Source organism: Streptomyces sp. NBC_00236 (genome assembly GCF_036195045.1).
In the GTDB taxonomy this organism is placed as follows: Bacteria; Actinomycetota; Actinomycetes; order Streptomycetales; family Streptomycetaceae; genus Streptomyces.
In genome coordinates, this window is the sequence record NZ_CP108100.1 from 5,669,544 (window position 1) to 5,696,262 (window position 26,719).

23 protein-coding genes and 1 riboswitch are annotated in these 26,719 nt (G+C 69.9%); of the genes, 14 read left to right on the plus strand and 9 right to left on the minus strand.

Going from position 1 to position 26,719, the window contains the following annotated elements; all coding sequences use genetic code 11:
* Positions 1–192 precede the first annotated feature (192 nt).
* The 7 genes from OG446_RS25715 to OG446_RS25745 all read left to right on the plus strand — a co-directional run bounded on the left by OG446_RS25715 (position 193) and on the right by OG446_RS25745 (position 6,729).
* Positions 193–849, plus strand: coding sequence for a sigma-70 family RNA polymerase sigma factor (locus OG446_RS25715; RefSeq protein WP_018105559.1), 657 nt, complete (start codon positions 193–195; stop codon positions 847–849).
* Positions 846–1,166: a mycothiol system anti-sigma-R factor gene (gene rsrA / locus OG446_RS25720; protein ID WP_328896247.1), complete on the plus strand. Its 321-nt coding sequence runs from the start codon at positions 846–848 to the stop codon at positions 1,164–1,166. Before OG446_RS25715 ends, rsrA begins: the two co-directional genes overlap by 4 nt.
* Positions 1,167–1,270: 104 nt before the next feature.
* Positions 1,271–2,698 (plus strand): HD-GYP domain-containing protein, encoded by a 1,428-nt coding sequence (locus tag OG446_RS25725; RefSeq protein ID WP_328896248.1) that lies wholly within the window; start codon positions 1,271–1,273, stop codon positions 2,696–2,698.
* Positions 2,695–3,987, plus strand: coding sequence for an HD-GYP domain-containing protein (locus OG446_RS25730; RefSeq protein ID WP_328896249.1), 1,293 nt, complete (start codon positions 2,695–2,697; stop codon positions 3,985–3,987). The genes OG446_RS25725 and OG446_RS25730 overlap by 4 nt, the downstream gene beginning before the upstream one ends.
* Positions 3,988–4,077: 90 nt before the next feature.
* Positions 4,078–5,070: a tetratricopeptide repeat protein gene (locus OG446_RS25735; RefSeq protein ID WP_219567555.1), complete on the plus strand. Its 993-nt coding sequence runs from the start codon at positions 4,078–4,080 to the stop codon at positions 5,068–5,070.
* Between the two features lie 127 nt (positions 5,071–5,197).
* Positions 5,198–5,836, plus strand: coding sequence for a peptide deformylase (gene def / locus OG446_RS25740; RefSeq protein ID WP_328896250.1), 639 nt, complete (start codon positions 5,198–5,200; stop codon positions 5,834–5,836).
* A gap of 161 nt (positions 5,837–5,997) precedes the next feature.
* Positions 5,998–6,729 carry a D-Ala-D-Ala carboxypeptidase family metallohydrolase gene (locus OG446_RS25745; RefSeq protein ID WP_328896251.1) on the plus strand — a complete coding sequence of 244 codons (732 nt, stop codon included), beginning with the start codon at positions 5,998–6,000 and terminating at the stop codon, positions 6,727–6,729.
* Between the two features lie 45 nt (positions 6,730–6,774).
* Here OG446_RS25745 and OG446_RS25750 read toward each other — a convergent pair whose 3' ends face one another.
* Together OG446_RS25750 and OG446_RS25755 are read right to left on the minus strand one after the other, a co-directional pair.
* Positions 6,775–8,679, minus strand: coding sequence for a family 20 glycosylhydrolase (locus OG446_RS25750; protein WP_328896252.1), 1,905 nt, complete (start codon positions 8,677–8,679; stop codon positions 6,775–6,777).
* Positions 8,680–8,783: 104 nt separating this feature from the next.
* Positions 8,784–9,758 (minus strand): helix-turn-helix domain-containing protein, encoded by a 975-nt coding sequence (locus OG446_RS25755; RefSeq protein ID WP_328896253.1) that lies wholly within the window; start codon positions 9,756–9,758, stop codon positions 8,784–8,786.
* Positions 9,759–9,840: 82 nt separating this feature from the next.
* On the opposite strand from OG446_RS25755, the gene OG446_RS25760 reads away from it, so the two are divergent.
* Positions 9,841–10,053, plus strand: a complete 213-nt coding sequence (locus tag OG446_RS25760) for a hypothetical protein (protein WP_328896254.1) — start codon at positions 9,841–9,843, stop codon at positions 10,051–10,053.
* Between the two features lie 4 nt (positions 10,054–10,057).
* Here OG446_RS25760 and OG446_RS25765 read toward each other — a convergent pair whose 3' ends face one another.
* The 6 genes from OG446_RS25765 to OG446_RS25790 form a co-directional block, all read right to left on the minus strand.
* Positions 10,058–11,074: a ribonucleotide-diphosphate reductase subunit beta gene (locus OG446_RS25765; protein ID WP_328896255.1), complete on the minus strand. Its 1,017-nt coding sequence runs from the start codon at positions 11,072–11,074 to the stop codon at positions 10,058–10,060.
* Positions 11,074–13,452, minus strand: a complete 2,379-nt coding sequence (locus OG446_RS25770; protein WP_328896256.1) for a ribonucleoside-diphosphate reductase subunit alpha — start codon at positions 13,450–13,452, stop codon at positions 11,074–11,076. The genes OG446_RS25765 and OG446_RS25770 overlap by 1 nt, the downstream gene beginning before the upstream one ends.
* A gap of 151 nt (positions 13,453–13,603) precedes the next feature.
* Positions 13,604–13,702: riboswitch (adenosylcobalamin-variant (AdoCbl-variant) riboswitch) on the minus strand.
* A gap of 67 nt (positions 13,703–13,769) precedes the next feature.
* Positions 13,770–14,282, minus strand: coding sequence for a GNAT family N-acetyltransferase (locus OG446_RS25775; RefSeq protein ID WP_328896257.1), 513 nt, complete (start codon positions 14,280–14,282; stop codon positions 13,770–13,772).
* 116 nt (positions 14,283–14,398) lie between these two features.
* Positions 14,399–16,033, minus strand: coding sequence for a monocarboxylate uptake permease MctP (mctP, locus tag OG446_RS25780; protein ID WP_328896258.1), 1,635 nt, complete (start codon positions 16,031–16,033; stop codon positions 14,399–14,401).
* A complete protein-coding gene (locus tag OG446_RS25785) occupies positions 16,030–16,284 on the minus strand; it encodes a DUF3311 domain-containing protein (protein WP_328896259.1) in 255 nt (84 codons plus the stop codon). The genes mctP and OG446_RS25785 overlap by 4 nt, the downstream gene beginning before the upstream one ends.
* A 247-nt stretch (positions 16,285–16,531) precedes the next feature.
* A complete protein-coding gene (locus tag OG446_RS25790; RefSeq protein WP_328898413.1) occupies positions 16,532–17,302 on the minus strand; it encodes a GntR family transcriptional regulator in 771 nt (256 codons plus the stop codon).
* A gap of 281 nt (positions 17,303–17,583) precedes the next feature.
* Here OG446_RS25790 and OG446_RS25795 point away from each other — a divergent pair, with 281 nt between their 5' ends.
* The 4 genes from OG446_RS25795 to OG446_RS25810 all read left to right on the plus strand — a co-directional run bounded on the left by OG446_RS25795 (position 17,584) and on the right by OG446_RS25810 (position 22,419).
* Positions 17,584–18,885 (plus strand): sugar ABC transporter substrate-binding protein, encoded by a 1,302-nt coding sequence (locus OG446_RS25795; protein ID WP_328896260.1) that lies wholly within the window; start codon positions 17,584–17,586, stop codon positions 18,883–18,885.
* 132 nt (positions 18,886–19,017) lie between these two features.
* The gene (locus OG446_RS25800; RefSeq protein ID WP_328896261.1) at positions 19,018–20,013 is read left to right on the plus strand and encodes a carbohydrate ABC transporter permease; all 996 of its coding nucleotides are present in this window, start codon (positions 19,018–19,020) and stop codon (positions 20,011–20,013) included.
* Complete coding sequence (locus OG446_RS25805) at positions 20,010–20,867, plus strand: carbohydrate ABC transporter permease (protein ID WP_328896262.1); 858 nt, start codon at positions 20,010–20,012, stop codon at positions 20,865–20,867. Before OG446_RS25800 ends, OG446_RS25805 begins: the two co-directional genes overlap by 4 nt.
* Before the next feature lie 7 nt (positions 20,868–20,874).
* Positions 20,875–22,419, plus strand: a complete 1,545-nt coding sequence (locus OG446_RS25810) for a glycoside hydrolase family 3 protein (protein ID WP_328896263.1) — start codon at positions 20,875–20,877, stop codon at positions 22,417–22,419.
* A 238-nt stretch (positions 22,420–22,657) separates the two neighbouring features.
* Here the strand turns inward: OG446_RS25810 and nagB are convergent, their stop codons facing one another.
* On the minus strand, positions 22,658–23,443 hold the full coding sequence (nagB, locus tag OG446_RS25815) for a glucosamine-6-phosphate deaminase (RefSeq protein ID WP_328896264.1): 786 nt from the start codon (positions 23,441–23,443) through the stop codon (positions 22,658–22,660).
* Positions 23,444–23,662: 219 nt separating this feature from the next.
* Here nagB and OG446_RS25820 point away from each other — a divergent pair, with 219 nt between their 5' ends.
* Both OG446_RS25820 and OG446_RS25825 read left to right on the plus strand, forming a co-directional pair.
* A complete protein-coding gene (locus OG446_RS25820; RefSeq protein ID WP_328896265.1) occupies positions 23,663–24,733 on the plus strand; it encodes an SIS domain-containing protein in 1,071 nt (356 codons plus the stop codon).
* 363 nt (positions 24,734–25,096) lie between these two features.
* Positions 25,097–26,563, plus strand: a complete 1,467-nt coding sequence (locus tag OG446_RS25825; RefSeq protein WP_328898414.1) for a sensor histidine kinase — start codon at positions 25,097–25,099, stop codon at positions 26,561–26,563.
* Positions 26,564–26,719 lie beyond the last annotated feature (156 nt).

A 26,719-nucleotide genomic window follows, 5' to 3' on the forward strand; every position in this document is an offset into this window, starting at 1 on the left:
CGTCGCATGGGTTCGACCATCTGCCCGCGTCGCTCGAACGCCGCTGACCTGGAGTGGACGGTGCTGCATGCGGCCAAGACCACTCCCGAGCGGGCACTGAGCGGATCGGATCGACAGCCCGCGTCGGACCAAGGTCGACTATTCTCCGATTCGAGCGGGTCCGGTTTCGGCTCCGCCACAGCGTTGGAGGAGGTGGGTCCGGTCACTGGGACCGACACAGGGACCGACGACGGCCGCCCGCAGGAGACGACCGCCGAGCGCAACGCGCGCTTCGAGCGCGATGCCCTCGGTTTCCTCGACCAGATGTACTCGGCCGCGCTGCGCATGACGCGCAACCCCGCGGACGCCGAGGACCTGGTCCAGGAGACGTACGCCAAGGCGTACGGCTCCTTCCATCAGTTCCGTGAGGGCACCAACCTCAAGGCGTGGATGTACCGCATCCTCACCAACACCTTCATCAACTCGTACCGCAAGAAGCAGCGCGAACCCCAGCGCAGTGCGGCCGAGGAGATCGAGGACTGGCAGCTGGCCCGTGCCGAGTCGCACATGTCGACCGGTCTGCGCTCCGCCGAGTCCCAGGCTCTTGACCACCTGCCCGACTCCGATGTGAAGTCTGCGCTGCAGGCCATCCCCGAAGAGTTCCGCATCGCCGTCTATCTCGCCGATGTAGAGGGCTTTGCCTACAAGGAGATCGCGGACATCATGGGGACTCCCATCGGTACGGTGATGTCCCGACTGCACCGGGGCCGCCGTCAACTGCGCGGCATGCTGGAGGACTACGCCCGTGACCGCGGGCTCGTCCCGGCGGGCGCCGGTGAGTCGGACGATCGGAAAGGCTCGGGCTCATGAGCTGCGGAGAGCCGCACGAGACGGAGTGCGCTGAGGTCCTCGATCACCTCTACGAGTTCCTCGACCGGGAGATGCCCGACAGCGACTGCAACAAGTTCGAGGTGCACTTCGGCGAGTGCTCCCCGTGCCTGGAGAAGTACGGCCTGGAGCAGGCCGTGAAGAAGCTGGTCAAGCGCTGCTGCGGTCAGGACGACGTCCCGGCCGACCTGCGCTCGAAGGTGATGGGCCGGATCGACCTGATCCGGTCCGGGCAGGCGGTACCGGAACAGGACCTCACGGTCTCCGACACCGAGCTGCCGGCCGCCGCCAACGAATGACGCATCACCCGAACGTGCTAATCGCAGTCGTCGGCACTCAGCCGGGACGCCCAACTCGCTAGCCTGGCGCCTCCATTGGCGATGCTGGGGGGCGGGCGAAACGGGTGAGAGCCACACGCGGCGCGGCGCGGGCGTACATCCTGACCGTCGCACTCGGCGCCGTCCTGTGCGTCCTGCCCGCGCTGCGTCCCGGCGTGGGTACCCCGTGGACCACCCTCGTTCTGCTCGCCGGGCTCTATCTCGTCTGTGAACTGCCCGGCCGCTGTCCCTTCTTCGGCAGTTCCGTGCCCATCAGTGCCGGATCGTTCTTTCCCCTGCTGCTCGCCGCGGCGTTCCTGCTGCCGCCTCCGGCGGCCGCGCTGGTCGCGATCCCGGGCTCGCTCGTCGGGCGGGTGGAGAAGCCGCCCGCCGCGGCCCGCCGCATCTGGCGGGCCGGCCAGCTGGCCGTCACCGTCTGGGCGGCCTCGTCGGTTCACACCCTGCTCGGTGGCCCCGCAGCGCTCGGCGGCCCGGGGCCTGACCGGCTCCCCGACCTCCCGTACGCCCTGCTGCCCGCCTGCGCCGCCGCGCTGGTCTTCAGCCTCGTCCTGACCGCCCTGGACGGCTCCATCCTCGCCGCGGCGGAACAACTGCCCCTGCGGCGCGCCTGGAGCGGCCTGCTGCCCCGCTCGCTGGGGCCGCACCTGGTGCACGGTCTCGCCGGGCTGATGATGGCGATCCTGTGGTACAGCTCGTACGGGCCGCTGGCCGCGCTCTTCGTCCTGCTGCCGATGTACATCTCCTGCTGGGTCTTCGCCCAGTACCACCGTGAGCACGCCGCGCACCGCGCCACGATCAGGGCCCTCGTGCAGGCCGTCGACATCAAGGACGCCTACACCCGGGGGCACAGCGAACGGGTGGGGCGCGCGTCCGTGCTCATCGCGCAGGAGCTGGGCATGGCGCGGGAGCGCATCGAGGTGCTCCGGTTCGCGGGGATCCTGCACGACGTGGGGAAGCTCGGGGTGCCGACGAGGGTGCTGCGCAAGGACGGGCCCCTGACGCCGGAGGAACGCCGGGTGATCGAGCTGCACCCGGAGTACGGCCACGAGATCGTCCGCGGCATCGGCTTCCTCGGCGAGGCCCGGGCCGCGATCCTGCACCACCACGAACGGCTCGACGGCAGCGGGTACCCGTACGGGCTGAGCGGCCGCCGGATCCCCGAGTTCGCCCGCGTCGTCGCCGTCGCCGATGCCTTCGACGCGATGACCTCGACCCGCTCCTACCGGCCGGGGCGCCCGGTTCCGGTCGCCGTGGAGGAGCTCAAGCGGTGTGCGGGCACCCAGTTCGACCCGCAGATGGTCCGGGCGCTTGCGCGGGGCCTGGAACGGCACGGGTGGTCGGGAGCCGTGACGGCAGGGACGGCGGACGAGGTGCGGGTTCCGGTACCGCGGGGCGCGGCCGGGGACGAGGGCGGGGACGTCGGCGCCGGGGCCGTCCGGGGGCCGGTTCGTCCTCAATCGCCGGACGGGCTCGATTCGGGCCTCCCCCGGTGAGCCCCCGGTGGGTACGGCTGCCGCCCGTCGTCCTGGCCGTCCGGGGTGCCGTCCTCGCGCTCGCCGCCGCCGGGCTGGTCCACACGCTCTGGCGCGGCGTCCACGACCCCGGCCACGCCCTCGCCTTCGGGCTGCTCATCACCATCGGTGAGCTGGCCCGCTGGGGTGCCCAGCCGGGCGAACGGGAGCCCGCACCGCTCGGCGCGGCCGGGGCGCTCGCGTACGCCCTGCTCGGGAGCAGCGGCGGGCAGCCGACCAGCCACGGGGTGCTCCAGGTGATCGCCGTGCTCGTCGCCGCGCAGCTCGTCGCCTCCGTGCCCCATGTCGCGCGCGGCAGCGGACCCGGCCCCGACCAGGTGGCCCGCCGCGTCCTGACCGTCACCTTCGCGGCCGTCTGCTTCCAGCCGCTGTACAACTCCGGCCGGTCCGCGGACTGGTTCGGCGACGGCCCGTACTACGCGGCCTTCCTCCTCGTGCTGCTCGGCCTCACCGCCCTGTGCGACGCCGTGCTCAGCGCCCTGCTGCTGCGCGCCCGCACCCTGCCCCGCAGCCTCCGGGCGGCCGGGCTGACCCCCGTCCCGTACGGGCCGCTGCTCCGCGACGAGCTGCGGGCGCTGGGCGGCATCGGGTCGGCGGTCTGCGCGACCGGCGCGGTGATGGCGCTCGGGGTCGCCGTCGCCGGGCTGTGGGCGCTGCCCGTCCTGTGCGTACCGCTGCTCCTCACCCACGTGTCCTTCCGCCGGTTCGCGGCGGTGCGCACCACCTACCGGCAGACCATCGCCTCGCTCGCCCGGTCCACCGAGATCGCCGGGTACACCCCGCACGGTCACGCCCGCAGGGTGTCGGTGCTCTGCACGGCCGTCGGACGCGAGATGGGCCTCTCCGGGCCCGACCTCACCGTCCTGGAGTACGCGGCGCTGATGCACGACATCGGCCAGCTCTCGCTCGTCGACCCGGTACCGGACGGGGCGACCGCCTCCTTGCCGGCCGCCGAGCAGCGCCGGATCGCCCTGCTGGGCGGGGCCGTGGTCCGCCAGACCGGGGTGGACACCGAGGTCGCCGTCGTGGTGGAACGGCAGGCGGACCCCTACCGCGAGCAGCCGCTGTCCGCCAGGATCGTCCGTGCGGTCAACGCATACGACGACCTGTGCGGGGAAGGGATCGGCGGGCCGCTCGGCGCCCTGGAACAGCTCAGGCTCGGGACCGGCCGTGATTACCAGCCCCAGGTGGTGGAATCGCTCGCCAGGGTTCTGGCCAGGGACGGTCTGACCCCCGTCCCACCTGGGTAACCCATGGGTAATGAGCGGGCGTCCGGCCGGGCATGGTTGGATGCGAAGAGAGCGGAAAACGAGGGTGTCCAGTCGGGACAGGCGGGAATCGTGAGGATCTTCGGGAAGGTACGGCATCGGCCCTCCGCCTCTTGGCGGCAGGCCACGGACCGCGCGTTCACGCTGATCGGCGACGGCCGGTACGAGGACGCGGGCGCGCTGCTGACGCGGGCGGCGGACCTGGAACCCTGGCTCTCCGAGTCATGGTTCAACCTGGCGCTGCTGCACAAGTTCCGGCACGACTGGGAACAGGCGAGAGCCGCGGGCCTGCGGGCCGTCGCGCTGCTCGACAAGGAGTCCGGCGCCCCCGACTGGTGGAACGTCGGGATCGCCGCCACCGCACTCCAGGACTGGCCGCTGGCCCGCCGGGCCTGGCAGGCGTACGGGCTGAAGGTGCCCGGCGGCGGGCAGCAGACTCCGGCGGCGGGCAGTGAGCCGGTCGGCATGGAGCTGGGCAGTGCGGCCGTGCGGCTGTCGCCGGAGGGCGAGGCCGAGGTCGTCTGGGGCCGCAGGCTGGATCCGGCACGGATCGAGGTGCTGTCGATCCCGCTGCCGTCGTCCGGGCGGCGCTGGGGCGAGGTCGTCCTGCACGACGGGGTGCCGCACGGTGAGCGGATCACCGCGGCCGGGCCCTCGTACCCGGTGTTCGACGAGATCGAGCTCTGGGCCCCGTCCCCCGTCCCCACCTGGGTGGTGCTCCTCGAAGCGGCCACCGAGGCGGACCGGGACGCGCTGGAGCAGCTGGCGTCCGACGCCGGGTTCGCCGCCGAGGACTGGTCCTCGTCCGTGCGGCTGCTGTGCCGGGCCTGTTCGGAGAGCCGGATGGAGAGCGACGAGGGCGACGGCGAGCATCTCGACCCGCACGACCACAGCGAGCCGGGCCATCCCGGTCCGCTGGGCCACCGCACCGCCGGAGAGCTGTGGGTGCCCGAGCGCGAGTGCGGTCTCGCGGCGCCCGCGGGGCTGGTGCGCGGGCTGCTCGACGGCTGGGTGGCTGACAGTCCGGACAGCCGCGAGTGGCGGGATCTCGAAGAAGTCTGCTGACGTCTCGAAGAAGTCGGCCCACGGGTGCCCGTAGGCTGTACGCGCACCGATTCCGGTGCTCGGGCACCCGGGTTCTCGCGAGCCGCGGATCCCGGGTTTCAGGTTGTGAGGAAGGCGTACGGCGGACATGGCGCAGCAGGAGACGGACGAGCAGATCAGCGTCGACGAGGAAGGTTTCCTCATCGACACCGAGGACTGCGAGGCGCGTGAGGCGGCACACCGCGAGCGCGGCACCTCGCGCCCGATCACGGTCGTGGGCAACCCGGTCCTGCACAAGGAGTGCAAGGACGTCACCGCGTTCGACGACGAGCTGGCCCAGCTGATCGACGACATGTTCGCCAGCCAGCGGACGGCGGAGGGCGTGGGCCTGGCCGCCAACCAGATCGGGGTCGACCTCAAGGTCTTCGTCTACGACTGCCCGGACGACGACGGGGTCCGGCACACGGGCGCCATCTGCAACCCCGTGCTCGAGGAGCTGGCGCCCGAGGAGCGTGTCCTGGACGACTCCAACGAGGGCTGCCTCTCCGTCCCGACGGCGTACGCCTCGCTGGCCCGCCCGGACTACGCGGTGGTGCGCGGCCAGGACGCCAAGGGCAACCCGGTCAAGGTGCGGGGCGACGGCTACTTCGCCCGCTGCCTCCAGCACGAGACGGACCACCTGTACGGCTACCTGTACATCGACCGCCTCTCCAAGCGCGACCGCAAGGACGCGCTGCGTCAGATGGCGGAGAACACCCCGCGCTACGAGGTCGTCCCGAACGACTGATCCGCCCGGCGCACAGGCGTGAGGGGCCCCGTACCGGTACGCCGGGACGGGGCCCTCACGCGTTTTCGCACAGTCAACTTGCGTTCTTCCACGCATAGTTGACGCGCGTCGACTCGTCCGCCAGGCTCACACTCCACACCTTCTCGTGGTAGGGAGCCCCCATGCTCAGACGTTCCGCACGACTCCTGCTCGGCCTTGTCATGACCATGGCATTCGCCTTGGGCGGGGCGGTGGTGACCGCCGGTACCGCACAGGCCGACGACTGCTACACCTGGACCCGCACCCTCTCCTCGGGCGCCACCGGCAACGATGTCGTCCAGCTCCAGATCAGGGTGGCCGGATACCCCGGATACAACTCCGTACTCGCCATCGACGGCTCCTACGGGCCCGCCACCACCGCGGCCGTCAAACGCTTCCAGGCCGCCTACGGACTGGCCGCCGACGGCGTCGCCGGCCCGGCCACCCAGTCCAAGCTCTACGCCCTCCAGGACGGCGACTGCACGCCCGCCCACTTCACGTACGGCGAGCTCAACCACTGCAACAGCACCTGGGCGGGTGGCGCCGTGGCGGCGGGCACGGCCAAGGCCAACGCGCTGAGCACCATGTGGAAGCTGGAGGCGCTGCGCCACGCACTCGGTGACCGGCCCATCACGGTCAACAGCGGCTTCCGCTCCTACTCCTGCAACAGCGCGGTCGGCGGCGCGTCCAACAGCCGTCACCTGTACGGCGACGCGGCCGACCTGGGCGGGATCTCCTTCTGCACCCTGGCCCAGCAGGCCCGCAACCACGGGTTCAACGGAATCCTCGGCCCGGGCTACCCGGGCCACGACGACCACGTCCACGTGAACCAGGGCCCCAGCCACTACTGGTCGGCGCCCAGCTGCGGCATCTGACACGCCTGTGGGGCCCGCCGGTACCGGCGGGCCCCACAGCTGCGGTCAGGCGGACCTCGCGGTCAGGCGCGTCCCGCCCGTCGTCTGCACCGCGGCACCGTCCGTGGCCCGCTCCGTCAGCCGGAGCTGCGAGACCGCGTTGCGCAGGACCAGGGCCCCGGCTCCGGCGTCCAGCTGCCAGCGCTGCGTGCGCGCGCCCGCCGCGCAGGACCCGAGCGACAGTTCGGCCCCCACCTCCAGCGGGGCGCCCAGGTACTTCTTCCCGCGCGCCGCGTCCAGGCACAGTCCGCTGTCGGCGGACTTCACGGTGTAGTACCCGTCGGCGGTCGCCGTCAGCGTCCAGGCCGCCTTCGCGTCCCGGCTCAGTGACACCCCGGCGTCAGCACCGGGCGCCAGTGCCTTCGCGCCCTCCGTCAGCCGGTACGTACCGTCGGCCAGCGGGGTGCGGCCGGTGTTGTCCCAGCCGGGGGCGTGCCCGATCCGCCGGGCGAGCGCCTCGAAACCGGCGTACGTCGCAGTGGGCTTCGGACCGCCCCAGGTCGCCTGCGCGATGAAGCGCAGCGGCATGAAGGCCTTCGCCTCGACCTCGTTCTCGGTCTCGGCCGCCGCGTTGTCCGGCCACAGGCTGATCTTCGCACCGGTCAGGTTCGCCGCCGTGGCCGGCAGCGTCTGGCCCTCGAAGCGCAGGGGCGTCCAGTCGCTCTCGTACAGCTTCTGGGTCTGCATCGTGTACCCGCCGCGCACCAGGTAGAGCGCGTACGCGGAGTTCATCACCGGCCGGCCCTCGGCCAGCAGTGCGGACGGCTGCTGGATCGCGCCGCCGCCCAGCCAGTGCTCGACGGTGATGTCACGGTCGAGGGGGACGACGCCGTTGCGGCCCATCAGGCCGTCGTTCCAGATCCGCAGCGACCGGCCGTCGGCCTTCACATGGGCGTTGACCTGGTTGATGAAGTCGGCGAAGAGGTCGTCGGGGGTGGCCGATGCGCCGAACTTCGCGGTCGCGGCCGTCTGAAGCTGCGGATAGTTCGGGTAGGACGAGCCGATCATGTACTCGTCGGCGCCCATGTGCCAGGTGCGGGTGTCCCACACCTCCAGGGCCTCGTCGACCATCGAGGTGTAGTACGCCAGTGCCTCGGGGCGTGAGATGTCCAGCCGGGGCGGGGAGGCGACGCCGTCCTTGTCCCTGAGCTGGAGCTCCGGGTGGTTCTCCAGGTACGTGTCCATGTGGCCGGGGGAGTTGATCTCCGGGACCAGGTCGATGTGGTACCTCTTCGCCATCGCGACCAGGGCACGGACCTGCGGCTTCGTGTAGTAGCCCCAGAACGCCGACGCGGGGTCGACGTCGCTCCTGACCTTCGCCTCGATCCAGAGCTGGTTGAGCTTCTGCGAGGCCATGTCCTTCATCAGCCGCTCGAACCAGGGCAGCGAGACGTTGATGTAACAGGCGCACACGCCGACTCCGCGCTCGCGGTACGCGGGCAGGTCGGTCGCCGAACCTCGCGCGGCCCGCCCGTCGTCGTTCAGCAGCTGGAGCACCGTACGCGAACCGTAGAACACGCCCGCCGACGTCGCGGCGGTGACCGTGAGCCGGTCGCCGATGTCGAGGCGGTAGCCCTCCGCGCCCAGCGAGTCCTTCAGGGTGGCGTCCTGGCGCAGCACGATGTCACCGGCGCGGGCCGTGCCGCGCGAGACCGGGGCCTTCCCCGCCAACTCGCCCGCGAACCGCGCCGCATCGACCGCCGTGCGCTGCTCGCGCACCCCGTCCAGCACGATCCTCGCCCGGTCCGTGAGCGTGAACTCCCCTTCACCGGGCTGCCACTGCCGCAGCGAGGGCAGCACCTCGGGCGGCGCGGCGTCGGCCGCTCCGTCCTCGGCCGAGGCGCTCTGCAAGGGCAGCAGAGTGGCGGCGAGCGCGGTCACCACGGCCCCGATGGTCCTTCGTTTAGCCATCCGGATGTCCATGCGCCCGACCATGGACCGCCGACAGGGGTTCGGTCCATGGACATGTGAGGGAATCGATTGGACGAATGGTCGGAGGTCATATCCGTAAAAGATCAGGCGACTTCGGTCAATGCGGTCGGGCCGCGGAAGGTCCGGCGATAGGCATTCGGTGTGGTTCCCAGGGATCGTACGAACTGATGGCGGAGTGCCGCGGCGTTGCCGAAGCCGGTCTGGCCGGCGATCGTATCCATCGTTTCATCGGATGTCTCCAGGAGGTGCTGCGCCAGGAGCACCCGCTGGCGCAGCAGCCAGCGGTACGGCGTCGTGCCCGTCTCCTGCTGGAAGCGGCGGGCGAACGTGCGCGGTGACATGTGTGCCTGGGTGGCGAGCTGTTCGACGGTCATCTCCTGGTCGAGGTGCTGCTCCATCCAGGCCAGCGTGGAGCCGACGGTGTCGCAGCGGGTGCGCGGCAGCGGACGCTGGATGTACTGCGCCTGCCCGCCGTCGCGGTGCGGAGGTACCACCATGCGCCGGGCGATGGTGTTGGCGGCGGCGGGCCCGTAGGCCTGGCGGACCAGGTGCAGACAGGCGTCGATCCCCGCGGCCGTGCCCGCCGAGGTGATGACGGAGCCGTCGTCCACGTACAGCACGTCCGGCTCGACGATCGCCCGCGGGTAACGGCGGGCCAGCTCGTCGGCGTGCCGCCAGTGGGTGGTGCATCGCCGGCCGTCCAGCAGACCGGCCGCGCCGAGCATGTACGCCCCCGAACAGACGCTCAGCACCCTGGCCCCGCGGTCCACGGCCCGGCGCAGTGCGTCCAGGGCCTCCTCGGGGAACTCCCGGTCGCCGAAGCGGCTGCCGGCCGGGATGGCGATGAGGTCGGCCTCCTCCAGGCGGTCGAGGCCGTGGGGGGTGGTGAGGGTGAAGCCGGCATGGGTCCTGAGCGTCGGGCCCTCGGCGGAAACCACGGCGAAATCCTGTACGGCCAGGCCCTCGTCGCTGCGGTCGAGTCCGAAGACCTCGCACAGGACGCCGAGTTCGAAGGGATGGACCTCATCGAGGAGCAGGGCGGCGACATTCTTCAGCATGCCCCCCAGTGTGGCAGTAATTCGATGCTGCATGACAGTCCTGCCACTGCCGGGTTCGGCCGGAACCGGCGACAGTAGAGACATGAACACATTCCTGAACTACCTGGGCATATCGTTCGTTTTCGTACTCTTCCTGGCGCCGACGCTGGTCGGCATCGCCCGCGAACGCCGCATCGACCGCCAGTTGCGGGAGGCGGAACGGGCCCGGAGCGGCGAACCCCCGCAAACGGCGGACGCCGCACGGCCGGTGAGGGCCGCACGGCGTCCGTACGTGAGGAGTTGGGCGAGGATCTGAGGAATCAGAAGTCGTCGTCGAAGCCGACGGTGCCCTCGACGGCCACCTGGTACGCGGACGGGCGGCGCTCGAAGAAGTTCGTCAGCTCCTGGACGCCCTGGAGCTCCATGAACGAGAACGGGTTCTCCGAGCCGTACACCGCGGGGAAGCCCAGCCGGGTGAGCCGCTGGTCGGCGACGCACTCCAGGTACTGGCGCATCGACTCGGTGTTCATCCCGGGCAGGCCCTCGCCGCACAGGTCGCGGCCGAACTGCAGCTCCGCCTCGACGGCCTCCTTCAGCATGTCGGTGACCTGCTGCTGGAGGGCGTCGTCGAAGAGGTCGGGCTCCTCCTTGCGGACGGTGTCCACGACCTCGAACGCGAAGTTCATGTGCATCGTCTCGTCACGGAACACCCAGTTGGTGCCCGTGGCGAGGCCGTGCAGCAGCCCGCGGGAGCGGAACCAGTACACGTACGCGAAGGCGCCGTAGAAGAAAAGTCCCTCGATGCACGCCGCGAAGCAGATCAGGTTCAGCAGGAAACGGCGGCGGTCGGCCTTCGTCTCCAGCCGGTCGATCTTCTCGACCGAGTCCATCCACCGGAAGCAGAACTGCGCCTTCTCGCGGATCGACGGGATCTCCTCGACCGCGTCGAACGCGGCCGCCCGGTCGTCCGGATCGGGCAGATACGTGTCCAGCAGCGTCAGATAGAACTGGACGTGCACGGCCTCCTCGAAGAGCTGCCGCGACAGGTACAGCCGCGCCTCGGGGGAGTTGATGTGCTTGTACAGCGTCAGCACGAGGTTGTTCGAGACGATCGAGTCCCCGGTCGCGAAGAACGCCACCAGCCGGCCGATCAGATGCTGCTCGGCGGGCGACATCTTGGCGAGGTCCGCCACGTCGGAATGGAGATCGACCTCCTCCACGTGCCAGGTGTTCTTGATCGCGTCCCGGTAGCGCTCGTAGAAGTCCGGGTAGCGCATCGGCCGCAGGGTCAGTTCGAAGCCCGGGTCCAGCAGGTTCTTGTCGTCGTTGGAGCTCATTACTGGCAGGCCTCGCAGGACTCGGGGTTTTCGAGGGAACAGGCGATCGCGTCCGCGTCGGGCGCGGGTGCCTGCTCCGGGACCGTGGCGGCGGACGCCGCGCGGGCGATCCGCGTCGCCGGGCGGGAGCGCAGGTAGTACGTCGTCTTCAACCCCTGCTTCCAGGCGTACGCGTACATCGAGGAGAGTTTGCCGATCGTCGGCGTCTCCAGGAACAGGTTCAGCGACTGGCTCTGGTCGAGGAACGGCGTACGGGCCGCCGCCATGTCGATCAGTCCGCGCTGCGGGATCTCCCACGCGGTGCGGTACAGCGCCCGCACCTCCTCGGGGATCCACGCGAAGCCCTGGACCGAGCCGCTCGCCTCGCGCAGCGCCTCACGGGTCCGCGCGTCCCACACGCCGAGCTTCTTCAGCTCGGCCACCAGATAGGCGTTGACCTGGAGGAACTCACCGCTGAGGGTCTCGCGCTTGAAGAGGTTGGAGACCTGCGGCTCGATGCACTCGTACACGCCCGCGATCGAGGCGATCGTCGCCGTCGGCGCGATGGCCAGGAGCAGGGAGTTGCGCATCCCGGTCTTCGCGATACGGGCGCGCAGCGCGTCCCAGCGCTCCGGCCAGTTCAGCTCGGTGTCGTAGTGGTCCGGGTGCAGCACACCGCGGGCGGCACGCGTCTCGGACCAGGCGGGCAACGGGCCCGAGCGCTCCGCGAGGTCGCAGGACGCCTCGTACGCCGCGAGCATGATGCGCTCGGAGATCTTCGTCGACAGGGCGCGGGCCTCGGGGGAGTCGAACGGCAGCCGCAGCTGGAAGAAGACGTCCTGGAGACCCATCGCGCCCAGACCCACCGGACGCCAGCGGGCGTTGGAGCGGCCGGCCTGCTCGGTCGGGTAGAAGTTGATGTCCACGACCCGGTCGAGGAACGTCACGGCGGTACGCACGGTGGCGTCGAGGCGCTCCCAGTCGATCGTGCCGCCCTCGACGAACGCGCCGAGGTTGACCGAGCCGAGGTTGCAGACGGCCGTCTCGCCGTCGTCGGTGACTTCGAGGATCTCGGTGCACAGGTTCGAGGAGTGCACGACCCGGCCCGGCTCGGCGGTCTGGTTCGCGGTCCGGTTGGAGGCGTCCTTGAACGTCATCCAGCCCTGGCCGGTCTGCGCGAGGGTCCGCATCATCCGGCCGTAGAGCTCACGGGCCGGCATGGTCTTGCGGGCCAGCCCCTTGGCCTCCGCGGCCCGGTACGCGGCGTCGAACTCATCGCCCCACAGGTCGACCAGCTCGGGCACGTCGGCCGGGGAGAACAGCGACCAGGTCCCGTCCGCGTCGACCCGGCGCATGAACTCGTCGGGGATCCAGTGCGCCAGGTTGAGGTTGTGCGTACGCCGCTGGTCCTCGCCCGTGTTGTCGCGCAGCTCCAGGAACTCCTCGATGTCCGCGTGCCACGTCTCCAGGTAGACGGCGGCGGCACCCTTGCGCCGGCCGCCCTGGTTGACGGCGGCGACGGAGGCGTCGAGCGTCTTCAGGAACGGCACGATGCCGTTGGAGTGCCCGTTGGTGCCGCGGATCAGCGAACCGCGTGCACGGATACGGGAGTACGAGAGGCCGATGCCGCCCGCGTGCTTGGACAGGCGCGCCACCTGGTGGTAGCGGTCGTAGATCGAGTCCAGCTCGTCCAGCGGCGAGTCCAGCAGGTAGCAGGAGGACATCTGCGGGTGGCGGGTGCCGGAGTTGAAGAGCGTGGGGGAGGAGGGCAGGTAGTCCAGCCGGCTCATCAGCCCGTACAGCGCGGCGACCTCGTCCATGGCGCGCTCCGAGGTGTCCTCGGCGAGCCCGGCGGCGACGCGCAGCATGAAGTGCTGCGGGGTCTCGATGACCTGGCGGGTGGTCGGGTGACGCAGCAGGTAGCGGCTGTGCAGGGTGCGCAGGCCGAAGTAGCCGAAGCGGTCGTCGGCGCCGTCGGCGAGGGACTGCCCGACCAGTGCGTCCAGGGCGGCCGCGTGGAGCGTCACGAACTCGGCGGTGCGGTCCGCGATCAGGCCCTCGCGGTGCCCGACGGCGACCGATGCGGAGAACGACGTCGCGCCCTGCCCTGCCGCCTCGTCCGCGATGGTGCGGGTGAGGAGGCGGGCGGCGAGCCGGGAGTAGGCGGGGTCCTCGGAGATCAGGCCCGCGGCGGCCTCGGTGGCCAGCGAGCGCAGCTCGGCCTCGTCCGACCGGGCGTTGCGGCCGCGCAGCGCCGCTGCGGCGACGCGTCCGGGGTCGGTGTCGGGCAGATCGGCGGTGAGGTCGGTCAGGGTCCGCAGCAGTGCGGTTCCCGGTCCGTCGCTCGTGGATCCCGTTGATTCGGCCGCTGAAACCGGATCGGCTGGCGCGATGGTCACGTGGTGCTCTCCCTCGCTCGGCTCGGGGCCTTCGGGGAGCGGGGGCAGCCGGACGGGGCGGGACCCGGCAGGGCAGCGCTCCGTACGGCGTCCACCGGCCCATCCACGAGGCCCGGACGTCTGGGCATCCGGATCGGTCGAGCCGGATGCGCTGTCGGCAGGACCTCGGACTAGGGGGTGCGCAAAAGCACACCGAACACACCGTTGCGGGACAGTTCCGGATTCGCACCGGATTTCCCTGCGGCGACAGCAGGCATGAGCATACATGTGGGGGCTGCAGGATGCGGCAGCCCCCACATGTTGTGTCGTGCTCGCTCTCACGCCGGAGGGCGCAGCTCTAGACGGAACGTCAGCAGTGTCAGATCGGCGACGGGGCTCCAGTCCCTCTCGGGGGTGCGGACGAAGCCGAGCCGCCGGTAGATCCGGTGGGCCCCGTGCATTGCCGGCTGCGTCGACAGGACGATCCCCGTGACCCCCGCGGTACCCCGTGCGCGGTCGATACAGGCCCGTACGAGCGCCTCCCCGGCTCCTGCGCCCCGGGCCTCGCGGGAGACCGCCAGCGTCCGGAATTCCGCCTCGTCCGCCGTCGCGATATCGGCCCACGGATTCCCCGGGGGCGCGTAGGTGACCCCGCCCAGGACGCGGCCCGTCGCGTCGGCGGCCACCAGCACCTCGGCCTCGGCCGCCCGGCGGGGGACGTCGCGCAGCTGCGCCAGGTACGGATCGCCGTCGCCGAACTCCAGGAGGCCGTCGCCGAGGTAGGCCTCGGCGGTGATCTCGCCGAGAAGTGCGTGCTCGGCGGGCTCGATCGGCCGGATCGTTATGTCCATGGGGGAAGTCTGCCGCACGGGCGGCCCGTGGCCGCAAGCGATTTGTGCGGGAGGTGCGAACGGGCCGCCGCATCTCTCCGGGGAGGGATGCGGCGGCCCGTGCAGGCAGCAGGTGGTCAGTGACCGCCCGGAGCACCGGCGGTGGCCGGCGGGAGTTCCGTCTTCACACCCGGGTCGCCCGCGTCCGCGGTGTAGTCGCCCGGGGAGGTCTCGTCGACCCCGGCGGGCGCCTTCACGGCGTTCAGGACGAAGGTGAGGACGACGACGACCACGACGTTCAGTATGAAGGCCGTCAGGCCGATGTAGCCGATCTCGCCGATACCGGGGATCTCCTTGGAGGACCCGCCGAAGTGCTTCTGGGTCGGGCTGGCGACCCCGTACGCGGCAATCGTGCCGTACAGCATGCCGACCGCCCAGCCCGCGAGCAGCGCCCAGCGGTGGAACCACCGGGTGAACAGCCCGCCGACCAGGGCCGGCATCGTCTGGAGGATCCAGATCCCGCCGAGCAGCTGGAAGTTGATCGCGACCGTCTTGTCCATGGTGAGGACGAAGGCGAGCGCGCCGACCTTCACCAGCAGCGACACCAGCTTGGAGACCTTGGTCTCCTGCGCGGGTGTGGCGTCGGGTTTCAGGAAGTCCTTGTAGATGTTGCGGGTGAACAGGTTCGCCGCGGCGATCGACATGATCGCGGCGGGCACCAGGGCGCCGATACCGATGGCGGCGAAGGCCACGCCCGCGAACCAGTCGGGGAACATGTTCTCGAACAGCTGCGGGATCGCCAGCTGGCCGTTGTCCACCTTGACGCCGGCGGCGATCGCCATGAAGCCGAGCAGCGCGAGCAGACCCAGCATCAGCGAGTACAGCGGCAGGATCGTCGTGTTGCGGCGGATCACGTCACGGCTGCGGCTGGAGAGCGTCGCCGTGATCGAGTGCGGATACATGAAGAGCGCCAGCGCCGAGCCGAGGGCCAGGGTGGCGTAACCCCACTGGCCCGCCTCACCGGGAGCGAGTCCGGCCACGGGTTTTCCGGCCGCCTCGTTCTTCGCGGAGAAGGCCTCGCCCGCCTTGGCGAAGATGTCGTCGAAGCCGCCGAGCTTGATCGGGATGTAGATGATCGCCACCGCGATGACGAGGTAGATCAGCCCGTCCTTGACGAACGCGATCAGTGCGGGGGCGCGCAGCCCGGAGGAGTACGTGTACGCGGCGAGCACCGCGAACGCGATCAGCAGCGGCAGGTCCTTGATGAACCAGTGCGTGTTCTCGCCGCCGCCGACGCCCATCACGTCCAGCACCGCCTGGATGCCGACGAGTTGGAGGGCGATGTACGGCATCGTGGCGAGGATGCCGGTGACGGCGACCGCCAGCGACAGCCCCTTCGAGCCGAAGCGGCCGCGGACGAAGTCCGAGGTGGTGACGTAGCCGTGCTTGTGCGACACCGACCACAGGCGCGGCAGGAACGTGAAGATCAGCGGGTACACCAGGATGGTGTAGGGCACCGCGAAGAAGCCGGCCGCGCCCGCCGCGTAGATCGCCGCGGGAACGGCGACGAAGGTGTACGCGGTGTAGAGGTCGCCGCCGAGCAGGAACCAGGTGACCCAGGTGCCGAACGACCTGCCGCCCAGCCCCCATTCGTCGAGACTGGCCTCGTTCTCGGCCTTGCGCCAACGGGCGGCCATGAAGCCGACGACCGTGACGGCCAGGAAGAAGAAGATGAAGACGCCGAGCGCGACGCCGTTCACGCCGTCCTTCATGCTGACGCACCCCCCTTGCGGGCGCGCTGGTCACGCTGCCACAGCTTGTACGCGACCATCGTGAGCGCCGTCGAGACCAGCACCCAGAGCATCTGGTACCAGTAGAAGAAGGGGATCCCGATGAAGGTCGGGTCGACCTTGGCGTACGAACTCACCCAGAGCATCGCCACGAACGGCGCGATGAGACACAGGGCGATGACCACCCGCACGGGTGTGACGGTGGGTGGTTTTCCTTCTGGTTCTTCCGCCATGGCGGCGACTCCGTCCCCTCGCTGATCACCAGTTGTAATGGGCAGGAAATCTAGGCGAGGGTTCCGGCCAGCGTCACCCCCTGTCCGCATTGCGGTCCGGCAACGGTCGTCCGGCCTCGGACGTCTGGCCGAAATGCCACCAAACGTCGGGGTGTTGGTCCAGGCCAATCAGGGGTGGGGGCTCGCGAGACGGCGAACAGCCCCCGTGGGAACGCTTCCACGGGGGCTGTTCGGGGTGAGGGCGGTGTCAGTCCAGCGGACGCTTCAGGCGGGCCACGAACTTGTAGCGGTCGCCGCGGTAGACCGAGCGGACCCATTCGACCGGCTCGCCCTGTCCGTCCAGTGAGTGCCGGGACAGCATGAGCATCGGCAGGCCCACGTCCGTACCGAGCAGGCCGGCCTCGCGCGGGGTGGCGAGGGAGGTCTCGATGGTCTCCTCGGCCTCGGCCAGCCGCACGTCGTACACCTCGGCCAGGGCCGTGTACAGGGACGTGTACTTGACCAGTGAACGCCGCAGCGCGGGAAAGCGTTTGGCCGAGAGGTGCGTGGTCTCGATGGCCATCGGCTCACCGCTCGCCAGGCGCAGCCGTTCGATCCGCAGCACACGGCCGCCCGCGGTGATGTCGAGCAGCCCGGCGAGCGTGTCATCGGCCGTCACATAGCCGATGTCCAGTAGCTGGGACGTCGGTTCCAGCCCCTGGGCGCGCATGTCCTCGGTGTACGAGGTGAGCTGCAGGGCCTGCGAGACCTTCGGCTTGGCGACGAAGGTGCCCTTGCCCTGGATGCGCTCAAGTCGCCCCTCGACGACCAGTTCCTGGAGTGCCTGGCGCACGGTGGTGCGCGAGGTGTCGAACTCGGCGGCCAGGGTCCGCTCGGGGGGCACGGGGGTGCCCGGCGGCATCGTGTCCGTCATGTCGAGCAGATGTCGCTTCAGTCGGTAGTACTTCGGGACGCGCGCGGTACGCGTGCCCGCGCCCGCGCCCGTCTCGTTCTCCGCACTGCCCCCGTCGGCACCCATGGCCCGCCTTCCCGACTGCTGCGTTGCTGCCGTCACCGGCTCCTCCGTCTGTCGCGGCTCACATGGTGGCACGGTCCGGTCACGGCTCGTCGCCCTCCCTCAGGTGTCGGTCCTATAACGGACGCGAGTGCACTTCTTATACACCCTTGACACCCCTAAAGGTCTAGGCCAAGCTCCCGGTACTGGTCTAAACCATTAAAGACCAGGTTCCAGCCCCAGTAGTACTCGTCGACGATTTTGCGCGGTGGGCGGGGGGTTGCAGCATCCCTGAGGAGGGTGGCGTGAAGCGCAAGCTCATCGCGGCGATCGGCGTCGCGGGCATGGTGTTCGGCATGGCGGCGTGTGGTTCGGACGACGACGGTGCGTCGTCGAAGGCCCCGAAGGACCGCAAGGAAACGCTCACCGTCTGGCTCATGTCGGACGCGCAGAGCACGTGGCCTGAACTGGTCAAGGATGTCAACGGCCAGTTCAAGGCGAAGTACCCCAACGTCAAGGTCAACGTTCAGTACCAGACCTGGGCCGACAAGGCCAAGAAGCTCGACGCCGCTCTGGCCGGCGAGAAGTTCCCGGACGTGGTGGAGCTCGGCAACACCGAGACCATGACGTACATCCTCAACGGGGCTCTCGGTGAGATCGACCCGAAGAAGTACGAGAACTCGGACACCTGGATCAAGGGTCTCAAGGACACCTGCGCCTTCGAGGGCAAGCAGTACTGCGTGCCTTACTACGCGGGCGCCCGTGTCGCGATCTACAACAAGGACATGTTCAAGGCCGGCACCGGCAAGGACAGCATCCCCGCCACCCAGGACGAGCTGACCGCCGCGCTGGACAAGATCGGTGAGAAGTACGGCAAGGACAAGGCGTTCTCGCCCCTGTACCTGCCGGGCCGTTACTGGTACGCCGCGATGTCCTACGTCGCAGCCGAGGGTGGCCAGATCGCCAAGTACGACGAGGGCAAGCAGGAGTGGAAGTCCACTCTGTCGACCCCGGAGGCCCAGAAGGGCATCACGGACTTCGTCGAGCTGGTCAAGAAGTACAACCACGGTGACAAGACGAAGGACGAGGCGGACCACGCCAACGTCATGGCCAACGAGAAGACCGCTCTTCTCTACGGCAACGGCTGGGAGGCCGGAAGCGTCGTCGACCCGAAGGCGAACGGCAACGCGAAGCTGACGGACAAGATCGCCACCGCGGGCATGCCCGGACCGAACGGCAAGGCTCTCCCGTCCTTCATCGGCGGTTCCGACCTGGCCACCATCTCCAAGTCGAAGGTCCAGGACCTCGGCGAAGAGTGGATCTCGATGTTCACCTCCGAGAAGTCGGAGGCGGTCCTCGCCTCGAAGAACATCCTTCCGAACAACACCAAGCAGCTCGAGCCGCTGAAGGCCAAGCCCGAGACCGCGGCCATCGCCAACGCCGTGCCGGACGCCTGGTTCACTCCGATCGCCCCGGGCTGGACGGCGATCGAGAAGAAGGAAACGCTCGAGATCATGCTGCTCGACATCATCAAGGGCAAGTCGGTCGAGGAGGCCACCAAGGCGGCCGACGCGGAGATCGACTCGATGATCAACAAGGAGTCCTGAGCCCCGCGCTCACGGAACCCGAGCCGGTGAGCTCGTGAACCGGTTCATCTGATCATCTGCGGGGGTGGCGGGCCCGGAAGGGTCTGCCACCCCCGCCCTCCGGTACCCGGTCCGAAACGGAAGGCAAGCACAATGAGTGCCGCCGACATGAAAGCAGCCGACCCGCCGGTGTCCGTCCCGCGGGCCCCTGAGGGCGCGGATCCTCAGCTCGCGAAGAACGTGAACCGTAAACCGCGGAAGGCCGGCGCTCTGCTGCCGTACCTCCTCATAGCACCGGCGTTCGTCGCCATCGCCGCAGTCTTCGTCTGGCCCTTCATCAAGACGGTCATCATGTCCTTCCAGGACGTGGGCCGACGCGAGCTGTGGTCCGGATCGGCCGCCCCCTGGGTCGGCTTCGACCAGTTCACGAACATCCTCGGGGACGCCGAGTTCTGGGACGTCGTCTGGCGCACCGTCATCTTCATGGCGGTCTGCGTCTTCGTGACCATGGCGGTCGGACTTGCCCTGTCCATGCTCATGCAGCGGATGTCCACCTGGGTCCGGCTCTTGCTGACCGCCGCGCTGGTCGCCGCCTGGTCGATGCCGCTGCTGGTCGCCACCTCCATCTTCCGGTGGTTCGCCGACTCCGACTACGGCGTCATCAACATGGTGCTCACCAAGTACCTCGGGATCGACGCCCAGGGCCACAACTGGTTCCTCGACCCCAAGCAGGGCTTCGTCATCATCGGGGCGGTCGTCGTCTGGGGTGCCATCCCCTTCGTCTCCGTGACGCTCTACGCCGCGCTGACCCAGGTCCCCAAGGAGCTGGAGGAGGCTGCGTCGCTGGACGGCGCCGGAACGGCCGGCATCTTCCGCTACGTCACATGGCCGGTCATCAAGCCCGTCTTCCAGATGGTCGCCACCCTCTCCGTGCTGTGGGACTTCAACGTCTTCGGCCAGATCTTCCTCATGCGTGGCAACAAGCCCGAGCCGGAGTACTCCGTGCTGGGCATCTACTCGTTCGAGAAGGCATTCGAGTCCAACTCGTTCAGCCAGGGCGCTGCCATCTCGCTCATCACGGTCCTGCTGCTGTCCGGCGTCGCCGTGTACTACCTGCGCCAGCTGCTCAAGATCGGAGAGGTCGAGTGAGCACCTCCACCCCCCAGGTCCTCCGCCCGGACCGCAAGAAGAACCGCATCGGCTACAACATCGCCGGCCTGGTCGCCTTCGTACTGATGGCCTTTCCGGTCTACTGGCTGGTCATCAGCTCACTGCGGCCCAACGCCGAGATCCGTAGCTATGACCAGACGCTCTGGCCGTCGTCGATCACCTTCGACAACTTCTCCCGCGCCATGAAGCAGCCGAACTTCGGCACCGCCATCGAGTCCAGCCTGATCGTCTGCGGCGTGGCCGTCCTGGGCGGCATGCTGCTGGCGACGATCGCCGCGTTCGCCATCGGCCGCTTCCGGTTCCGCGGCCGCAAGTTCTTCATGATCGTGCTGCTCGTCGTCCAGCTGCTGCCTCCGACGGCGATGCTCATCCCCATCTACATTCAGCTGAACGACCTCGGCGGGCTGAACGAGTACTGGGGCGTCATCGTCATCTACCTCGTGTCCACCCTGCCGTTCGCCACCTGGATGATCCGCGGCTTCGTGATCAACATCCCGCCGGAGCTGGAGGAGTCGGCCATGGTCGACGGCTGCAGCCGGATGGGCGCCTTCTGGCGGGTCACCTTCCCGCTGCTGGCCCCCGGCCTCGCAGCTGCCTCGATCTTCTCGCTCATCACGGCGTGGAACGAATACCTGCTCGCCTACGTCGTCCTTCAGGACAACGACAAGTACACCCTCAACGTGTGGCTGATGAACTTCACGACCTCCCGAGGCATCGACTACGGCGCGCTGATGGCCGCCTCGACACTGATCGCCATCCCGGTCGTGGCCTTCTTCCTGCTGGTGCAGAAGTACATGGCAACCGGCCTCACCTCCGGCGCCGTGAAGGGATAACGCCGCCATGACCACCCTCACATCCACCACGGACACCGTCACCCGCGACGCCCTCGCCGTCCTGCAGCCGGGTTTCACCGGCACCACGGCGCCGGACTGGCTGCTGCGCCGGGTCGGCGAAGGTCTCTCCTCCGTCGGGCTGTTCGGCCGCAACATCGAGTCGCCCGAGCAGCTCTCCGCGCTCACCGCCCAGCTCCGCGCCGAGCGTGACGACGTGCTCGTCGCGATCGACGAGGAGGGCGGCGACGTCACCCGTCTGGAGGTGCGGCACGGCTCGTCCTTCCCGGGCAACCTGGCGCTCGGCTCCGTCGACGACGTCGCCCTGACCCGTGCCGTCGCCCAGGAGCTGGGCCGGCGGCTCGCCGACTGCGGCGTCAACCTCAACTGGGCGCCCTCCGCGGACGTCAACTCCAACCCCGGCAACCCGGTCATCGGGGTGCGGTCCTTCGGTGCCGACCCCCACCTGGTCGCCCGGCACACCGCCGCCTACGTCGAGGGCCTCCAGGCCGCCGGCGTCGCCGCCTGCACCAAGCACTTCCCGGGACACGGCGACACCGCGGTCGACTCGCACCACGCGCTGCCCCGCATCGACGTCGACCTGGAGACCCTGCACGCCCGTGAACTGGTGCCGTTCCGGGCGGCCATCGCAGCGGGTTCCAAGTCGGTGATGAGTGCGCACATCCTGCTTCCCGCGCTCGACCCGCACCGCCCGGCGACCCTGAGCCCGCAGATCCTGACCGGTCTGCTGCGCGAGGAGCTGGGCTACGACGGCCTGATCGTCACCGACGCCGTGGAGATGCAGGCCATCGCCTCGACGTACGGGATCGAGCGCGGCTCGGTCCTCGCGGTCGCGGCGGGTGCCGACGCGCTCTGCGTCGGCGGCGGCCTCGACGACGACAGCACGGTCCTGCGGCTGCGCGACGCGCTGGTCGCGGCGGTCCGTGCCGGTGAACTGCCCGAGGAGCGGCTGGCCGACGCCGCCGCCCGGGTACGGGCCCTCGCGTCCTGGACGCGGCGGGCCAGGGGGGCTGTCTCGGAGCCGGGCGCGGCAGTGCAGGAGGGGACCGCGCCCGGCACCGGACACAGCACGGGCATCGGTACGGACATCGGCCTGGTCGCCGCCCGCCGCGCGGTGAAGGTGACCGGCACGGCCGCACCGCTCACCGAGCCTCCGTACGTCGCCGCGTTCACCCCGGTCGCCAACATCGCGGTCGGCGCCGAGACCCCCTGGGGCATCGCCGCCGAACTGACCAGGCTGCTGCCGGGCACCGAGACCGGCGCCTACAGCGGCGGTCCCCATGACACCGCACCCGGGGCCGATGTGCTGCGGGCCGCGGGGGAGCGGCGCATCGTCGCGGTCGTCCGCGACGCGCACCGCCACCCATGGATGACCGAGGCCCTCGACACGGTGCTCGCGGCGCGCCCGGACACGATCGTTGTCGAGATGGGCGTTCCCCAGGCCGACCCCAGGGGAGCCCTGCACGTGGCCACCCACGGCGCGGCCAGGGTCTGCGGCCTGGCAGCGGCGGAAGCGATCGTGTCGCCGACGTAGAACCAGAGCCTGATCAAGCCCAGCCCGGCAGTATCAAGCCCCTCCGGGCACGATCAAGCCCAGCCCGGCAAAAATCAAGCCCGTCCGGCGATTGAGGACAAAGCCCGAGCCGGACGGGCGGGGACGGCAGTATCAAGCCCGTCCGGCGTTTGAGGGCAGAACGCCCACGCGAAACGCCCCGCACGCAAGAGGGCCGGGACACCACACGGTGCCCCGGCCCTCCCGCGTACCGCCAGAACTAAATGCCCTGCCACAGCGGCTTCGCCGCATACGTGGCGCGGAAGTAGTCCGCCAGCTTCAGCTTGGACGCCGCCGCCTCGTCGACCACGACCGTCGCGTGCGGGTGCAGCTGCAGCGCCGACGCCGGCACGATCGCCGCGACCGGCCCCTCGACCGTCTGTGCCACGGCGTCCGCCTTGCCCTCGCCCGTCGCGAGCAGGATCGGGTGGCGGGACTCCAGGATCGTGCCGATGCCCTGGGTGATGACGTGGTGCGGCACCTGTTCGATGTCGTCGTCGAAGAAGCGCGCGTTGTCGATCCGCGTCTGTTCGGTCAGCGTCTTGATCCGGGTGCGCGAGGCGAGGGAGGAGCACGGCTCGTTGAAACCGATGTGCCCGTCCGTGCCGATGCCGAGCAACTGGAGGTCCACCCCGCCGGCGTCGGCGAGCGCCTGGTCGTACGCCTCACAGGCGGCCTGGACGTCCTCGGCGGAGCCGTCGGGGCCCATGAACGACGCCTCGGAGAGCCCGAGCGGCTCGACGACCTCGCGCAGCACCACGGAGCGGTACGACTCGGGGTGGCCCGTCGGCAGCCCCACGTACTCGTCGAGCTGGCAGATGCGGGCACGCGACGCGTCCACCGCGCCGGAGCGGACCTTCTCGGCCAGCGCTCGGTAGATGGGCAGCGGGGTCGATCCGGTGGCAACGCCGAGAAGGGCGTCGGGCTTACGGCCGAGCAGGGCGCCGATGGCCCCCGCGATCAGTTCGCCGCCTGCCTTGGCGTCCGGGACGATGACAACTTCCACGCGGGGCCTGCCGATCTAGAGTTGAAGATATGTGGTATAGACCAATCTAAGTCCTAATCTAGCAGAACTCCCGTTCCCGGACACGGCCCCCCGGTGTCCCCCGGTCCTGCGTTTCCGGGCGCGCGCGGGCGCGTCCCTGCCGGGGTCGTCCGCTGGCGGACCCACCGTGCCCCGTGTTGACTTGACCGACGCACCGCGACACTCCGGGAGGCACCAGACATGTCCGCCACGTACCCGGCCGACGAGGGCGAGCAGCCCGGCCGGATCATGTCCGGCGAGATGGCCGAGCAGCCCGAGATGCTGCGGCGCATCCTCGACCGAGGGGCACCCGCCATCCGGGCGGTCGCCGCCGAGATCGCCGGCCGGAAGCCACGCTTCGTCCTGCTCACCGCCCGCGGCACGTCGGACAACGCCGCGCTCTACGCGAAGTACCTGCTGGAGATCACGCTCGGTCTGCCCTGCGGCCTGGCCTCGATGTCCACGACCACCGCGTACGGCGCCAAGCCGGACCTCAGGGACGTCCTGGTCATCACCGTGAGCCAGTCAGGCGGATCGCCCGACCTGGTGGCGTCGACGAAGGCGGCCCGGGAGGCCGGCGCGGTCACGCTGGCGGTGACCAACAGCCCGGACTCGCCGCTCGCCGCGGTCTCCGAGTACCACATCGACATCCTGGCGGGGCCGGAGAAGGCCCTGCCCGCCACCAAGACGTACACCGCCTCACTGCTGTCCCTGTACCTCTTCGTGGAAGGGCTGCGCGGCGGCGACGGCGCGGCGGCGGCGATCCTGCCGGAGCTGGCCGAGGCGATCCTGGCCCGCAGGGACGAGGTGAAGGCCCTGGCGTCCCGCTACCGCTTCGCCGAGCGCATGGTCATCACCTCGCGCGGTTACGGCTACCCCACGGCCAAGGAGGCCGCGCTGAAGCTGATGGAGACGAGCTACATCCCCGCGCTGTCCTACTCCGGCGCCGATCTGCTGCACGGTCCGCTCGCCATGGTCGACAACATCTCCCCGGTGATCGCCGTGGTCACCGACGGCCGGGGCGGCGAGGCGCTCCAGCCGGTGCTGGACCGGCTGCGCGGCCGTGGTGCGGACCTTTTCGTGGTCGGCCCGAAGGCCCAGGTGGAAGCGGCCTCCGCGGGCTTCGTGCTGCCCACGGCCGGGGTCGCCGAGGAGGTCCAGCCGATCCTGGAGATCCTGCCGCTGCAGATGCTGGCCTACGAGGTGACGATCGCCCGCGGTCAGGACCCGGACGCGCCGCGCGCGCTCGCGAAGGTCACGGAAACCCGCTGACCCGCCGAAACCGCCTCCGGACAAACCCGCGGGCCGCGGCGCCGGGCCGGGACCCTCAGCCCGACCAGCACCGCAGCCCGGAGTAGGACCGCCCGTTATGGGCGGTCGGCTCGGCCGGCGGTGTGCGGTGCCCCCGGCCGGGGGGAGGCACCCGGCGCAGTCAGGGCAGAGAGCGCGGGTACCTCGTTCCGCTCTCCTGTGCGGGGAGAGCGGAGGCTCTGTCTTCAGCATTGTGGACTAGACCACTCGTGCTGTCCATCCACGGGGCACGGCGAATTCCGGCCCTTCCTCTTGCACGTACGGCCGGGCCGTCCGGTTCGGAACCTGTCCGTATCCACAGGTACGCTCGCACACGTGCCCTCCATGAACGACCTCGTCCGCCAGCACACCGCCCTGAGTGACACCGACCTCGAGTGGCTCCATCTGCTGGTCTCGGAGTGGCAACTGCTCTCCGACCTGTCCTTCGCCGACCTCGTGCTCTGGGTCCCCACGCGTGACGGTACGCGCTACGTGTCCGTCGCCCAGATGCGGCCCAACACCGGCCCCACCTCGTACCAGGACGACATGGTCGGCCATCTCGTCCCGCGCGGCCGCCGTCCGCTGCTGGACGCGGCGCTGGACGAGGGCCGGATCGTGCGCGAGGGCGACCCGGAGTGGCGGGAGGAGGTCCCCGTACGGGTCGAGTCGATCCCCGTGCGCAGGGAGGGACGGGTCCTGGGTGTCATCGCTCGCAACACCAACCTGCTCACGGTCCGCACTCCGTCCCGGCTGGAGCTCACCTACCTCCAGTCCGCCTCCGACCTGGCGCAGATGATCGCCGCCGGCTCCTTCCCGTTCCCCGGCCAGCAGGTCGACATGGACGCCTCACCGCGGGTCGGCGACGGGCTGGTCCGGCTCGACGCCGACGGCGTCGTCCAGTACGCCAGCCCCAACGGCCTCTCCGCCTACCACCGTCTGGGCCTCGCCTCCGACCTGGTCGGACAGCACCTCGGCGGGATCACCGCCGAACTCGCGCCCTCCCGCGGCCCGGTGGACGAGGCGCTGGTCAAACTGGCCAGCGGCTACGCGCCCCGGGAGTTCGAGGTCGAGTGCGCGGGCGGCGTGATCCAGCTCCGGGCGATCCCCCTCAAGCCCAAGGGTGTCCGCATCGGCTCGCTGGTCCTGCTGCGTGACGTCACCGAACTGCGCCGCCGTGAGCGCGAGTTGATCACCAAGGACGCCACCATCCGGGAGATCCACCACCGGGTGAAGAACAACCTCCAGACGGTGGCCGCCCTGTTGCGCCTGCAGGCCCGCCGGATGGACTCCCCGCAGGGCCGTGAGGCGCTCAACGAGGCGGTGCGGCGCGTCGGTTCGATCGCCATCGTCCATGAGACGCTGTCCCAGAATCTGGACGAGCGGGTGGAGTTCGACGAGATCGCCGACCGGGTCATCGCCATGGTCGCCGAGATCTCCCCGGGCAAGGTCACCTGCCGGCGCACCGGACGGTTCGGCGTCCTCGACGCCGAAGTGGCCACCCCGCTGGCGATGGTCCTCACCGAGGTACTGCAGAACGCCCTGGAGCACGCGTTCGGCGTGGCCGAGTCCGGCACGGTCGAGGTCTCCGCGGTGCGCGGCGGTTCGCCCACGGAGGGGCGGCTGCTGATCACCGTTCAGGACGACGGTTGCGGCCTGCCCGAGGGATTCGACCCGCAGCGCGCCGGGAATCTGGGGCTCCAGATCGTGCGGACGCTGGTGGAGGGCGAGCTGAGCGGCTCGTTCGGCATGGTGCCGGCCCCCGAACGCGGCACCCAGGTCGTCCTCGACATCCCGGTCAGCGCCGACAAGTAACGCGTACGGACGCAAGCAGCGCGTACGCCCAGCAGTATCCACGCACAGAAGTACGCACACACAGCAGAGAGCCCGGACCGTTGGTGAACGGTCCGGGCTCTCTGGTCAAGCATGCGCTTCGTGGGGTACTGCGCGCTGCGACTCGGGGGGCGGGGT